The 14,054-nt window shown below is 64.8% G+C and carries 13 protein-coding genes; 12 read left to right on the top strand and 1 reads right to left on the bottom strand.

All coding sequences use genetic code 11. The features are described from left to right. The first annotated feature begins 39 nt into the window (after window positions 1-39). Window positions 40-915 carry a Fic family protein gene (locus ACSU04_RS13710; RefSeq protein ID WP_439282846.1) on the top strand — a complete coding sequence of 292 codons (876 nt, stop codon included), beginning with the start codon at window positions 40-42 and terminating at the stop codon, window positions 913-915. Between the two features lie 105 nt (window positions 916-1,020). Here ACSU04_RS13710 and ACSU04_RS13705 read toward each other — a convergent pair whose 3' ends face one another. Next, window positions 1,021-1,929, bottom strand: coding sequence for a LysR family transcriptional regulator (locus ACSU04_RS13705; RefSeq protein ID WP_439282848.1), 909 nt, complete (start codon window positions 1,927-1,929; stop codon window positions 1,021-1,023). A 120-nt stretch (window positions 1,930-2,049) separates the two neighbouring features. Here ACSU04_RS13705 and ACSU04_RS13700 point away from each other — a divergent pair, with 120 nt between their 5' ends. The 11 genes from ACSU04_RS13700 (at window position 2,050) to ACSU04_RS13650 (ending at window position 14,042) form a co-directional block, all read left to right on the top strand. Continuing rightward, entirely contained in the window at window positions 2,050-3,081 is a 1,032-nt protein-coding gene (locus ACSU04_RS13700; protein ID WP_439289965.1) for an amidohydrolase family protein, read from the top strand. Window positions 3,082-3,097: 16 nt separating this feature from the next. Then, window positions 3,098-3,790, top strand: coding sequence for a 4-carboxy-4-hydroxy-2-oxoadipate aldolase/oxaloacetate decarboxylase (gene ligK / locus ACSU04_RS13695; protein ID WP_439282852.1), 693 nt, complete (start codon window positions 3,098-3,100; stop codon window positions 3,788-3,790). A gap of 2 nt (window positions 3,791-3,792) precedes the next feature. Beyond that, window positions 3,793-4,743, top strand: coding sequence for an amidohydrolase family protein (locus tag ACSU04_RS13690; RefSeq protein ID WP_439289964.1), 951 nt, complete (start codon window positions 3,793-3,795; stop codon window positions 4,741-4,743). A gap of 1 nt (window position 4,744) precedes the next feature. Next, a complete protein-coding gene (locus tag ACSU04_RS13685; protein WP_439289963.1) occupies window positions 4,745-6,055 on the top strand; it encodes a protocatechuate 4,5-dioxygenase subunit alpha/beta in 1,311 nt (436 codons plus the stop codon). Between the two features lie 3 nt (window positions 6,056-6,058). After that, a complete protein-coding gene (locus tag ACSU04_RS13680; RefSeq protein WP_439289962.1) occupies window positions 6,059-7,021 on the top strand; it encodes a Gfo/Idh/MocA family oxidoreductase in 963 nt (320 codons plus the stop codon). Next, complete coding sequence (locus ACSU04_RS13675) at window positions 7,018-8,016, top strand: aldo/keto reductase (protein WP_439289961.1); 999 nt, start codon at window positions 7,018-7,020, stop codon at window positions 8,014-8,016. Before ACSU04_RS13680 ends, ACSU04_RS13675 begins: the two co-directional genes overlap by 4 nt. Next, a complete protein-coding gene (locus ACSU04_RS13670) occupies window positions 8,013-8,711 on the top strand; it encodes a substrate-binding domain-containing protein (protein WP_439289960.1) in 699 nt (232 codons plus the stop codon). The genes ACSU04_RS13675 and ACSU04_RS13670 overlap by 4 nt, the downstream gene beginning before the upstream one ends. A 127-nt stretch (window positions 8,712-8,838) precedes the next feature. Then, the gene (locus ACSU04_RS13665) at window positions 8,839-9,663 is read left to right on the top strand and encodes an IclR family transcriptional regulator (protein ID WP_439282862.1); all 825 of its coding nucleotides are present in this window, start codon (window positions 8,839-8,841) and stop codon (window positions 9,661-9,663) included. A gap of 87 nt (window positions 9,664-9,750) precedes the next feature. Further along, a complete protein-coding gene (locus ACSU04_RS13660; RefSeq protein ID WP_439289959.1) occupies window positions 9,751-11,055 on the top strand; it encodes a cytochrome P450 in 1,305 nt (434 codons plus the stop codon). 1 nt (window position 11,056) lies between these two features. Continuing rightward, window positions 11,057-12,130: a PEP/pyruvate-binding domain-containing protein gene (locus tag ACSU04_RS13655; protein WP_439289958.1), complete on the top strand. Its 1,074-nt coding sequence runs from the start codon at window positions 11,057-11,059 to the stop codon at window positions 12,128-12,130. A 61-nt stretch (window positions 12,131-12,191) separates the two neighbouring features. Continuing rightward, window positions 12,192-14,042, top strand: a complete 1,851-nt coding sequence (locus tag ACSU04_RS13650) for a PEP-utilizing enzyme (RefSeq protein ID WP_439289957.1) — start codon at window positions 12,192-12,194, stop codon at window positions 14,040-14,042. Window positions 14,043-14,054 lie beyond the last annotated feature (12 nt).

Here is a 14,054-nt window from a genome sequence, read left to right as displayed (position 1 = left end):
AATTCACGATAAGTTGAACCTGACTGAGGAGGTGCTCGCGTGATCAACCGCGTGACCTGGGAGCGGATCGATGCTGTCGCCGACGAGTATCGGCACGCAGCCGCGCGTCACCCTGAGGCGCTGGCCGAGATCGCGCTCGTCGAGCTGGCAGAGTCTGTGCAGCAGTCGAACGCCATCGAGAACTCCACGCTCACGTTGGATGACACCGAGCGGATCCTCGACGGATATATGCCCGCAGCGCGCCACCAACTTCGCGAGGTGTACGAGGCGAAGAACCTGGCGGCCGTCACGGAAGATCTGCTGTCCGGCGGCGAACCGTTCACCAGCGACGTGATTCTGCGTTGGCACGGGATGCTGCTGGCGGGCATCCGCGACGATGTCGCCGGGAGGTTCCGTCGGGCGGAAGAGTGGGTGCGTGTCGGTGGTCACCTCGGCGCCAACCCCGCGTTCGTGCCCGAGCTGGTCGCGGACGCCGTCGCCCGATTCCAGGAGGACGAGTCGATGCCGCCACTGGAGCGCATCGCATGGTTTCACTGCGAGTTCGAGGTCATCCATCCATTCGTCGATGGCAATGGCCGCATCGGGCGCGTGCTGATCAACAAGCAACTGCAGGACATCGGGATGCCTCCGGTGATCGTGCGGGCGCGCAATCGGCATGCCGACTATTACCCGCAGCTCGAGGAGTACTCGAAGAAGTACTCCCACGACGGCATGACCCGGCTGCTCGTGCTGCTGATGCTCGAATCGATGCACAAGCGCATCGCGCTGATCACGAGCCGTCGCGTTGTCACGCTCGCCGATTGGGCGCGGGCTGCAGGCATCAGCGGAGCGTCGGCGACGAACAAGGCGAAACGGCAGACGATCCCGGCGTTCCGAGTACGCGATCGATGGATGATCGCGGAGGACTACCGCTGACCCCAGCGACAGCCCCCAGCCCCGCTATATGGCGCGAACCTCCGGTTCGCCGCGGAAAAGCGCAGGTTAGCGCCACATAGACGCGCCGGACGGCGGGGCAGGGCGTCAGCCCCGCCGGTACTCGTCCGTCGTCACGGCATCGCGCACCACGGAACGGAACCATTTCTGAGCCGGCGACAGGCTCGCCTCGCGCCGCGTGTACAGCGATACCGGGGTGCTCTGGGCAGGCCACGGCAGATCGGCGATCTGCAGCCCGCCGAACCATCCGCTGAACACTTCGGCGACGTGTCGCGGCAGCAGTACGACGAGATCGGTCGCCTGGAGCACGGCCGGCACGGTCGAATACTCCTCCACGGTCAACGACACCTGCGGCATGAGCCCGTGTTCGGTCAGCACCTGCAGCGGGAAGACGTGCCCACCGCGGGCCGAGACGCGCACGAAGTGGCGCCCGCCGAACATCTCCGGGCCGGTCTCGGGAAGCGGATGCTCTGCCGACGACAGTGCGACGTACTCCACTGCCCGCACGTGCGTACGCCACAGCCGCGGGCTGCCGATCATCGACACCGTCATCGCCAAGTCGATCGTGCCGCGGATGAGGCCGTCCTCGACCTGGTCCGAGTCCAAGCGCTCCACCTGCAGGTGCGGGCCAGATGCCTCGCGGGCGAGCGCGGCCATGATCGGCGGCAGGAAGGTCTGCTCGCCGATCGAGGTGAGGCCGAGCGCCAGCTCGCCGCTGAATCCGGCGGGTTCGAAGGCATCCGGATCGCTGACGGTCTCGTCGATCTGCGCCAGTGCTTCATGCAGCGGACCGAACAGAGCTGTGGCCTTCGCGGTCGGGACCATGTCGTGCCCCTCGCGGCGGAACAGGTCGTCGCCGAAGCGGTCGCGGAGCTTGCGCAGTGTGTAACTGACCGTCGGCTGAGTCACATGCAGGCGCTCAGCGGCGGCCGTGACGCTGCGCAGCTCATAGAGCACGACGAAGGTGCGCAGCTGGTTCAGATCCGCGAGTGACATCTATCGATTGTATCTATGGCCATCGGCTTCTATATCTATTGGACTATGTTCAGCGTCCGACTTAGAGTCGGGACCAACAGCATCCGAGTGACAGCATCCGAGTGACAAGGACGACACGCGTTGATCATCGACATTCACGGCCACTACACGACCGCACCCGCACAGCTGGGCGCGTGGCGTGACCTGCAGATCGCCTTCACTAAGGCAGGTGGAGAAGCACCGGATCCCGCGACGCTGCACATCAGTGACGACGACATCCGCGAGACGATCGAGGCCAACCAGCTCAAGCTCATGAATGAGCGCGGCAGCGATGTGACCGTCTTCAGCCCGCGCGCCTCTTTCATGGCACACCACATCGGCGACCTTGAGGTGAGCCAGACCTGGGCCCGAATCTGCAACGACCTCGTCGCGCGTGTCAGCGAGCTGTATCCGGACCGGTTCCTGATGGGCGCGATGCTCCCGCAGTCGCCCGGCGCGGATCCGGCGACCACCATCGACGAACTGACTCGTGCCGTCGAAGAACTCGGCGCCGTCACCGTGAACCTCAACCCCGATCCCTCCGGTGGAAAGTGGAGTGCCCCGGCGCTCACCGACCGCTCCTGGTACCCGATCTACGAGAAGCTCGTCGAGTACGAGATTCCGGCCATGGTGCACGTGAGCACCACCTGTCGCCCCGACGTTTTTCACACCACCGGCGACCACTACCTTGGCGCGGACACGACCGCGTTCATGCAGTTGCTCAAGGGTGACCTGTTCACGGACTTCCCCGACCTCAAGCTCGTCATCCCGCACGGTGGCGGCGCGGTGCCCTACCACTGGGGTCGCTTCCGCGGGCTTGCGATGGCGCTGGGAAAGCCCGAGATCGAAGAGCACCTGCTGAACAACGTCTACTTCGACACCTGCGTGTACCACCAGCCGGGCATCAACCTGCTGACCGAGGTCATCCCGACCGATAACATCCTGTTCGCCAGCGAGATGATCGGTGCCGTCCGCGACATCGACCCGCGCTCCGGTCACTACTTCGATGACACCAAGAAGTATGTCGACGCGACCTCGAACCTCACCGATGCGCAGCGTCAGCAGGTCTTCGAGGGCAACGCCCGCCGTGTCTACCCACGACTTGACCGCGCCCTGACCGCGCGCGGTCTGTGAATCTGGAAGAAGAGAAATGCGACTGAACAACCTCGGAATCGTCCGCACGAACATCGAGCGCCCCGACCCCGACGACGTGGCGCGCCTGGCGAAGTTCGGCGTCGCGACCATCCACGAGGCCATGGGCCGTGTCGGACTCATGCGCCCCTACATCCGCCCCATCTGGAACGGTGCGAAGCTGTGCGGTCCTGCCGTCACGGTGCTGCTGCAGCCGGGTGACAACTGGATGTTCCACGTCGCCGCTGAGCAGGTGCAGGAGGGCGACATCATCGTCGCCGGCTGCACCACAGAGAGTGAAGACGGCTTCTTCGGCGATCTGCTCGCCACCTCGCTGACTGCCCGTGGCTGCAAGGGCCTGGTCATCGACGGCGGAGTCCGCGACGTCGCCGACCTGGAGAAGATGGGCTTCCCGGTCTTCTCTCGTGCGATCAACTCCAAGGGCACAGTGAAGGCGACGCTCGGCTCGGTGAATGTGCCGGTCGTGGCTGCAAATGCGCTCGTCAATCCGGGTGACGTGGTCGTCGCCGACGTCGACGGTGTTGTGGTCGTGCCGCGCGAGCTGGTCGGTGCGGTGGCGGATGCCAGCCAGAAGCGCGAGGACAACGAAGAGGCCAAGCGTCAGAAGTTCCGCGAGGGCGTGCTCGGGCTCGACATCTACGCAATGCGCGAGCCGCTGGCTGCGGCCGGCCTGGAATATGTGGAGGACTGACGATGGCGCACGGTGACACCACGGGTGACTTCACCAAGAGTGAAGGCTGGTTGGACTGGTACGACGGCCCTACGAAGCCGACGTTCGTGCTCCCCGAAGGGGCAGTCGACGCGCACTGTCACGTCTTCGGACCCGGCGCCGAGTTCCCTTACGCTCCCGAGCGCAAGTACACCCCGTGCGATGCCTCGGCCGCGCAGTTGTTCGCCCTGCGTGACCGCCTCGGTTTCGACCGCAACGTCATCGTGCAGGCGACCTGTCACGGCGCCGACAACAGCGCTCTCGTCGATGCGCTGCGTCGCAGCGAGGGGCGAGCGCGCGGCGTCGCGACAGTCCGCCGCGATGTGACCGACGAGCAGCTCGCCGAGCTGCATGAGGCCGGCGTCCGCGGAGTCCGATTCAATTTCGTCAAGCGCCTCGTCGACCGGGTGCCGACCGACTCACTCGAGGAGATCGTCCAGAAGATCGCCCCGCTCGGATGGCACGTGGTCATCTACTTCGAAGCCGAAGACCTGCCCGAGCTGTACGACTTCTTCTCAGGCATCCAGGCAGATCTCGTCGTCGACCACATGGGTCGGCCCGACGTCACCAAAGACCCGAACGGTCCGGAGTTCGAACTGTTCCTGAGGTTCATGCGCGAGAACCCGAACGTGTGGACCAAGGTGTCATGCCCCGAGCGACTCAGCGTCACGGGTCCGCGTGCACTTGATGGCGAACAGCACGCCTACACTGACGTCGTGCCGTTCGCGCGTCGCGTGGTCGAGGAGTTCCCCGATCGCGTGCTGTGGGGAACAGACTGGCCCCACCCCAACCTGAAGAACCACATGCCCGATGACGGGCTGCTGGTCGATTACATCCCGCAGATCGCGACGACGCCAGACCTGCAGCGAAAGCTGCTGGTGGATAACCCGCGCCGCCTCTACTGGCGCGAATCTCTCAAGACCGAAGGAGTATGAAATGGCACTCGATAAGCCGTACAAAGACGTCCCCGGCACCACGATCTACGACGCCGATCAGGCCCGTAAGGGTTACCACCTCAATCAATTCTCGATGTCGCTGATGAAGCCGGAGAACCGCGAGCGGTACCTCGCCGACCGTGCAGCCTATCTCGACGAATGGCCGCTCAACCCGGTGCAGCGGCAGGCCGTGCTCGACATGGACATGAACACCATGATCGCCGAAGGCGGGAACATCTACTTCCTGAGCAAGATCGGCGCCACGCACGGTCTGAGCTTCCAGCAGATGGCCGGATCCATGACCGGGATGTCGGAAGCGGCCTACCGCGACATGATGGTCGGCGGTGGACGCAGGCCCGAGGGCAACCGTCTCAAGGATCTCGATGGATGGACACCTCCGGAGCCCGGCGAAAAAGCGAACACCTTCCGACCGGATGCTCCGGCGAAATACACCTCGGCACTGTTCACCTCGCACGTGCCGGCGATCGGTGCCGCGATGGATCTCGGTAAGACCGAGGAGCCGTACTGGAAGAAGGTGTTCGACGGCTACCAGTGGACCCGCAAGTGGGTGAAGGACCAGAAGCCTGACGTCGTCATCCTCGTCTACAACGACCATGCCACCGCATTCGATGCGTCAATCATCCCCACGTTCGTGCTCGGCACCGGCGCCGATTATCCGGTTGCCGATGAGGGCTATGGGCCCCGCCCGGTGCCTGATGTGAAGGGCTATCCGGAGCTTGCCGCGCACATCGCCCAGTCGGTGATCCAGGATGATTTCGACCTCACGCTCGTGAATGAGATGGTCGTCGATCACGGACTCACGGTGCCACTGTCGCTCGTGTTCGGCGAGGTCGACGAGTGGCCGGTCAGGGTCATTCCGCTGGCGGTCAACGTCGTGCAGTATCCGGTGCCGTCTGGTCGCCGTTGCTACGAGCTCGGGCGTGCGCTTCGCCGCGCGCTGGACAAGTGGGATGGCGAAGAGCTCAACGTGCAGATCTGGGGCACCGGTGGCATGAGCCACCAGTTGCAGGGCCCGCGCGCCGGGCTCATCAACGAGGAGTGGGACAACGCGTTCCTCGACCACCTCATCGAGGACCCGCTGGGCCTGACCGAATGGCAGCACATGGAGTACGTCGACGAGGCGGGTTCCGAGGGCATCGAGCTCGTCGACTGGCTCATCGCACGTGGTGCGATGGATGATCAGTTCGGTGGGGATGCTCCTGAGCTGAACCACCGGTTCTACCATGTGCCCGCGTCGAACACGGCGGTCGGACACATGGTGCTGACCAACCCGTCTGCCCAGAAGGAGTAGTGCATGACTGACAAGATCCGCGTAGCCGTCGTCGGCGCCACCGGCGCCTTCGGCATGAAGCACCTCGACGCTCTGGCGAACATCGACGACGCCGAGGTGACTGTCGTCAGCGGCACGCAGCTGGAGAAGACGCAGGCCGTCGCCGAGAAGTACGGCGTGCCGACGGCGGTCGTCGGCCTCGATGCCGTGCTCGAGCGCGACGACGTGGATGCCGTCATTCTCGCGACGCCGACGGGCATGCACGCCGCTCAGACGCAGGCGGTGCTCGCCGCGGGCAAGCACGTGCAGGTGGAGATTCCGCTCGCCGATTCGCTGGCAGATGCCGAGGCGACGCTCGCGGCAGCCGAAGTGGTCGAAGCATCCGATCTGGTGGCCATGGTGGGGCACACGCGACGGTTCAACCCCTCGCACCAGCTCGTGCACAACCGGATCAGCGCGGGCGAGTTCAATGTGCAGCAGATGGACGTGCAGACGTACTTCTTCCGTCGCAGCAACACGAACGCCAAGGGTGAGGCGCGCTCGTGGACCGACCACCTGCTGTGGCACCATGCCGCGCACACGGTCGACCTGTTCGCCTACCAGGCGGGCAAGATCGTGCAGGCGAACGCGATTCAGGGCCCGATCCATCCGGAGCTCGGCATCGCCATGGACATGTCGATTCAGCTCAAGAGCGAATCCGGCGCGATCTGCACGCTGTCGCTGTCGTTCAACAACGACGGCCCGTTCGGCACGTTCTTCCGCTACATCGGCGACACGGACACGTATATCGCCCGCTACGACGACCTCTTCAACGGCAAGGAAGAGCAGATCGACGTGTCGAACGTCGCCGTCAGCATGAATGGCATCGAGCTGCAGGACCGCGAGTTCATCTCCGCGATCCGTGAAGGGCGCGAGCCGAACTCCTCGCTTCGTCAGGTCATCGACTGCTACCGGGTGCTCGGTCAGCTGGAGGAGCAGCTCGCGTGACTGTGTCTTCGGGTGGGCCGCAGGCGCTTCCCCGCATGGGGCTCGGATGCATGAACCTGAGCCACGCCTACGGCATCCCACCGTCTGCTGAGGACGGGCTCGCACTGCTGCGGGCAGCGCTCGACGGCGGTGTGACGCACCTTGACACCGCGACGCTGTATGGCGCAGGCAGTAACGAAGAACTTGTCGGTCGCGCGCTGCGTGGGCGGCGCGATGAGGTCGTGCTGGCCAGCAAGGGCGGGATGGCCATTGTGGATGGCACGAAGGTCATCGACGGTCGTCCTGCCACGCTGCGCGCCCAGGTGGATGCTTCGCTCTCCCGGTTGGGCGTGGACCATATCGATCTGTACTACCTGCACCGGTGGGACAAGAGCGTGCCGATCGCCGAGAGCGTGGGCGCTTTGGCCTCGGCTGTCGAGGCGGGGAAGATTGGTGCGATCGGGCTGAGCGAAGTGTCGGTCGCGACGCTGCGCGCGGCGCAGGCGGTCGCCCCCATCGCCGCCGTGCAAAACGAGTACTCGCTGTGGAGTCGCAACCCAGAACTCGGGATGCTTTCGGCTACGCAGGAAGCGGGTATCGCGCTGGTCGCGTTCTCGCCGGTGGCGCGCGGATTCCTCAGCGATTCGGTCGGGGACCCTTCTGCGTTGGCGGAGAAGGATATTCGTCGCGCGATGCCACGGTTTCAACCGTCGAACTGGGCAGCGAATGCTGCATTGCTGCCGGCCTGGCGTGCGCTCGCCGCAGAGGCTGGTGCTACGCCCGCGCAGCTCGCGCTCGCCTGGCTGCTCTCTCGCGGCGAGCACGTCGTGCCGATTCCCGGGACGACCAGCATCGACCATGTGGGCGAGGACTTCGCCGCGGTTTCGCTGACGGTGGATGCCGCGCTGCTGGCGCGCGCGGGTGAACTGATTTCCACTTCCACTGTTTCGGGTCCGCGCTATGCGCCGGGTCCTGCCGCCGAGGTGGATGCTGAAACGTTTGAGGACGCCGCGTGAAGGCGATCTCCTCGATGGCGACCCGGCATGTGCTCGCCGATCTGGCGGCCGTGGCAGTCGATGCGGGGCTGCCGCTCGTCGAGGTCGAGTCAGTCGGGGGTGTGGATGCTGCCGAGCGGGTGGCCGCAGGTGAGCAGTTCGACCTCGTGTTCCTGGCTTCGGGGGCATTGGGGAAGCTCGCCGATTCGGGACACGTGGATGCCGCAACCGTCGTGCCGCTCATGCTGTCGCAAGTGGCGGTGGCCGTGGCATCCGGTTCGTCTTCTCCGGCCGATCGCCCCGACGGCGTGGCGTTTTCGGATGCTGCCGGCGTTCGTGATGCGATGCGGGCCGCGACCCGCATCGGGTACTCGACCGGCCCCAGCGGCACAGCCCTCGTTCGCATGATCGAGGCGTGGGGTATGGCCGAGGAGATCGGGGAACGGCTCGTGCAAGCGCGCCCGGGTATCCCGGTGGCGCGCTCGCTCGCTGACGGCGATGTCGACCTCGGCTTCCAGCAGCTCAGCGAACTCGTCGGCCAGCCTGGTGTGCGCATCCTCGGTGTGATGCCCCCCGACTGCGCGATCGATACGGTATTCGGCGGGGCGGTGGCCACGGCATCCGCCGACAAGGACCGCGCGGCCGAGGTGCTGGCCTTCTTCGCGTCTGCCGAGGCTGCCCCGATCAAGACGGCGCAAGCCTTCGGCGCCCCCTAACCCCCGCCCGCCCCGCCGACCCCGCCGACACGACCCCGCCCGTCCCGTATTAGAAGGGCTGTGGCTGGCGGCTCGAGCGGCGTACACTTCCACTCACCGGAAGCGGTTCGTCACGAGGAGGTGGCCGATGGCTGAACGTGCGGCCGAGCCAGGGCAGAGCGTTACAGGGCGAGTGCTCACGATTCTGGCGCTCTTCGAGCGATCGCTCGCACCGCGAAGCCTGACTGAGATCAGTGCCGAGACCGGATTGCCGTTGAGTACGACCCACCGCCTGGTCGCCGAACTGGAAGTATGGGGCGCCCTGCAAAGGGACGACAACGGTCGCTATCAAATCGGGCTGCGGCTGTGGGAACTCGGCCAGCACGCAGGACGTCAGGTGCGCGAGATCGCCCGGCCTCTGCTGCAGGACCTCTTCACTCTCACTCAGGAGATGGTGCACATCGCGGTCAGAGAGAACGCCGAGGCGCTGTACATTGACCGCGTATACGGCACCAGGCGCGTACCGCAGGCGACGCGCGTCGGTGGTCGACTGCCGTTGCATGCGACCGCAGTCGGCAAGGTGCTGCTCGCATTCGAGGAGCCATGGGTGCGCGAGGCGATCATCACGCAACCACTCGAAAGACGCACAGCGCTGACGCACGTCGATCCGGATGCTCTGCGCGCTGAGTTAGCAATGGTGCGCTCGCAGAGCTTCGCCACGACGGTCAACGAAGCCCGGCTCGGCGCGACATCGATCGCTGTGCCGGTGTTCCAGTTGGGGGTGGTCGGCGCTGCCCTAGGGGTGGTCACCACGACAGATGCCGCGTCATCGATTGAGCGTCATCTTCCGGCGATGAGGGGGATCGCGCGACGCCTCGAAGCGAGTGTCGGCGGCTTCCCGTTGCAGACACTTCAACAAGCCGCTTCCACTGGACGGAAGTCGACCACCCGAAAGCCTGATCCGAAGCGTTAGATGAACACTAGTTCCGGCGGCCCACCTGCACATCATGGAAGGTCGTCGGAATCCCAATGCATCAGGTGCTGACACGAAGGAGTCGTCATGGCACTCTCGCCAACCGAAGCCCGAGCCGCAGCCGCAGCCGGCTGCCCCGTCGATCACAGCGCAGCCGCTCAGGCTGAGGCCGCCCACGATCGCCATGGCTATGAGCCGTTCGATATGAAGAACCCGTTCCCGTCCTACGCCGAACTGCGTCGCAACGAGCCCGTCATGTACGACGAGAGCATCGACTGCTGGGTCGTCACCCGCTACGCCGATGTGAAGTCGACGTTCGAGAACTGGGAGATCTTCTCCAGTGAGAACGCGCAGGCACCGGTCCGTGAGCGTGGCCCGCAGGCCACGCAGATCATGAAGGATGGCGGCTTCACCGCCTACTCCGGACTATCCGCTCGCATGCCTCCGGAACACACCCGCATTCGCGCCATCGCACAGCGTGCGTTCACCCCGCGCCGCTTCAAGGCGCTTGAGCCCACGATCCGTGAGAACACCCGTGCCGCGCTCCAGGGAATGCTCGCGAACCCCGACCGCACCGGCGACTTCTTCGCCCAGGTCGCCTATGACATCCCGACCATCACGATTCTCACTCTGCTCGGCGTCGACCCTTCGCTCGTCCCCACCTACAAGCGCTGGTCGGATTCCCGGGCCGCGATGACGTGGGGAAACCTTGACGACGAGGATCAGATCCCGCACGCACACAACCTCGTCGAGTACTGGCAGGAGTGCACCGCGCTGGTCACCGAGGCCCATGCCGCCGGCGGCGACAGTCTGATCGCCGACCTCGTCACGGCGCAGGACGGTGGAGCGGAGATCACCGATCACGAGATCGCCTCGCTCTGCTACAGCCTGCTGTTCGCAGGACACGAGACCACCACAACCCTGATCGCGAACTGCATCCGCGTGTTGCTGACGCATCGCGATCAGTGGGAGCACCTCGTCGACGACCCCAGCCGCATCCCCAGTGCGGTCGACGAGGTGCTCCGTTTTAGCGGCTCGATCGTCGCCTGGCGCCGCCGTGCGCTGGCCGACACCGAGATCGGCGGCGTGGCGATCCCGAAGGGCGCGAACATCCTGCTGGTCATGGGCTCCGCCAACCGCGACGCCGAGGTCTTTGAAAACCCCGACGCTTTCGACATTGGCCGCAGCGACGCCCGCAACCACCTGTCCTTCGGTTTCGGCATCCACTACTGCCTCGGCAACATGCTCGCCAAACTCCAGGCGAAGATCGCCCTGGAAGAGACCATCGCCGCCGTCCCAGGCCTGCAACTAGCCCAGGACGCCGACATCGACTTCCGTGAGAACCTCTCGTTCCGCGTGCCGCTCTCCGTACCTGTCACCTGGGAGGCCTGACATGAACGATTACCTCTTCATCCGCTTCTTTGACACGGCAGGTGCGACGACGATCGAAGACCTCGGTGGCAAGTGTGCATCGCTGGTGAACCTCACATCGGCGGGGATGCCGGTTCCTCCCGGCTTCGCCGTGACCACCGCTGCATACACTTCCTTCGTGGAACTCACCGGCCTCGCCGATGAGATCGATCATCTGCTTGAGGGCCTCAACGCCGACGACGTATCCGAGGTCGACGCCGTGTCGGAGAAGATTCGCGCCGAATTCTCCACCCGTGAGATTCCGGATGCCATCGTCGCCGAGTTCGATCGCGCCTACGCCGCACTGCAGCAACGCTTCACCGAGGAGCAGCCAGTGGCAGTGCGCTCGTCTGCCACGGCTGAGGACCTGCCGGATGCGAGTTTCGCCGGACAGCAGGACACCTACCTGTGGCTGCGGGGTCGGGATGCTGTCGCCGAGCATGTGCGCCAGTGCTGGGCCTCGCTCTATACCTCGCGTGCCATCGTTTACCGCCTGCGCAATGAGATCCCGGACGAGGGCCTGTCCATGGCGGTCGCGGTGCAGAAGATGGTCGACGCGAAAGCGGCAGGAGTCGCCATGACCATTGACCCCTCCAACGGTGACCGCTCCACCATCGTCATCGATGCGGCCTGGGGCCTGGGCGAATCCGTGGTTTCCGGCACTGTCACTCCCGACAACCTGCACATCGACAAGGTGCTTCTGACGATCTCCGAGGAGCAGATCGGTGAGAAGCACATGGAGATAGTTCCGGATGCCGCATCCCGCGGCGTCGTCGAACGCGAGGTTGAGGCAGAGCGCCGCAGCATCCGCTGTCTCACTGACGAAGAGGTTACCGCCGTTGCGGCGATCGCGAAGCGCGCGGAGAAGCACTTCGGCTCACCCCAAGACATCGAGTGGGCGATTGATCGCACACTGCCCGCCGGTGAGAACCTGCTGCTGCTGCAGTCCCGCCCTGAAACGGTGTGGTCGACGAGACAGCCAGATCGCGCGCCGACGAGTTCCGGCTTCGGAATCGCCAGTATCACCCAGTCCTTGATGACCCAGATCGGCCGCTGAGCCGCTGAGCCGCTTACCCGAAAGTTTCCGAAGATCCCGCAGTCCCCGAAAGGACGCAGTCATGTCAGAGTCGACCGCTGTAGACACCACCACCACCACCGCACGCAATTCCTTCCCCAGCCCCTATGAGCAGGAGCCGCCTGCCGGCGCCGAGGGGTGGAAGGACCTCTACGCCTACAACCTCGTATTCCAAGACAACCTCCGCGAAGTGGAGGAGAACAAGTTCTGGTTCTGTGACAGCCAGCACTGGCCCACGGTGACCAAGCCCTTCGAGACGATCGGCTTCGAATTCGCCGTCGGCTGCCTCGGCCAGTACAACGCTCGTCAGCTGCTAATCCCCACCGCGAACGGCATCGAGTATCGCATCCACAACGGCTACGTCTTCATGTCGCCGGTCGCGGTTGACCCGCAGCACATCGAGGCGCGTGTTCCGGAATTCATGAAGCGCGCCGGGCACTACTTCGAGAATTGGGACAGCCTGCTCGAAAACTGGCACAAGAAGCTCCGATCCACGATCGATGAGATCGAGGCACTCGACTTCACCGGACTGCCGGATGTCATCCCGATCGAGGACGTGCTGGCAGGTAAGGGTACGAGCCCTGCCACGGAGTTCCTGGAGAACTACGACCGCCTCATCTCGTTGGCCTACCGTGCCTGGCAGTACCACTTCGAGTTCCTCAACCTCGGCTACGTCGCCTACCTCGACCTGTTCATGTTCTGCAAGGAGTTGTTCCCGCGGATTCCCGACCTGGCCATCGCGACGATGGTGCAGGGCGTCGACATGGACCTGTTCCGCCCGGATGACGAGCTGAAAAAGCTCGCCAAGATCGCCGTACGCGACGGCCTGAGCGACCTCTTCTCAGACGCACCGGACGCCGAGGCCACACTGGCAGCGGTCACCGCACATGCTTCGGGTGCGGCCTGGATGCAGGCGTGGAACGACGCACAGGACCCGTGGTTCAACTTCACCACAGGCAACGGCTTCTACGCACACGACCAGTACTGGCGTGATGTGCCGGCGATCCCGCTGGCGTTCATCAAGGGCTACATCGATCGACTGCAGACCGGCGCCGACATCGACCGGAACGTGGACGCGCTCGTCGCAGAGCGCGACCGCATCACCGGCGAGTACGCCGAAATGCTCTCCGGTGACGAGCTGGCCGCCTTCCACGGCAAGCTCGGACTGGCGCGCGTCGTCTATCCCTACGTGGAGAACCACAACTTCTACATCGAGCACTGGACCATGGGCGTCTTTTGGCGCAAGGCCCGGCAGCTCTCGAACGTGCTGCATGAGGCGGGTTTCTGGGCCGAGCCGAACGATATGTTCTACCTGCGCCGCGACGAGGTGCGCGAGGTGCTGTTCGACTACGTCAACGGCTGGATGGTCGGTGCTCCCGCGATCGGCCCCTCACGCTGGCCGGCGGAGATCGAACGTCGCCGCGGCATCGTGGACGCACTCTCGACCGCACGCCCGCAGCCTGCCCTGAACACGCCGCCGGCGGTCATCACCGAGCCATTCACTCTCATGCTCTGGGGGATCACGGACGACCAGATCCAGAACTGGTTGGGCAAGAGTGACGTCCCCGAAGGCACGCTGAAGGGCATGGCGGCCTCTCCCGGTATCGCCGAGGGGCCCGCGCGCGTCATCGGCTCCGCAGACCAGCTCTCCGAGGTGCAGGACGGCGAGATCCTCGTCGCTCCCGTCACCGCTCCCAGCTGGGGGCCGATCTTCGGCAAGATCCGTGCCACCGTGACCGACATCGGCGGCATGATGAGCCACGCTGCCATCGTCTGCCGAGAGTACGGGATGCCTGCCGTCACGGGCACTGGCACCGCATCTGTGAAGATCAAGACCGGCCAGCGGCTGCGTGTCGACGGAAACTCCGGCACCGTCACGCTGCTGGATGACTGAACGGGCCAGGAG

The sequence above is a fragment of the Microbacterium sp. A84 genome, assembly GCF_051842815.1.
GTDB lineage: Bacteria > Actinomycetota > Actinomycetes > Actinomycetales > Microbacteriaceae > Microbacterium.
The sequence above is the reverse complement of the archived record's forward strand: the minus strand, read 5'-3'. Positions and strand labels throughout refer to the sequence as shown.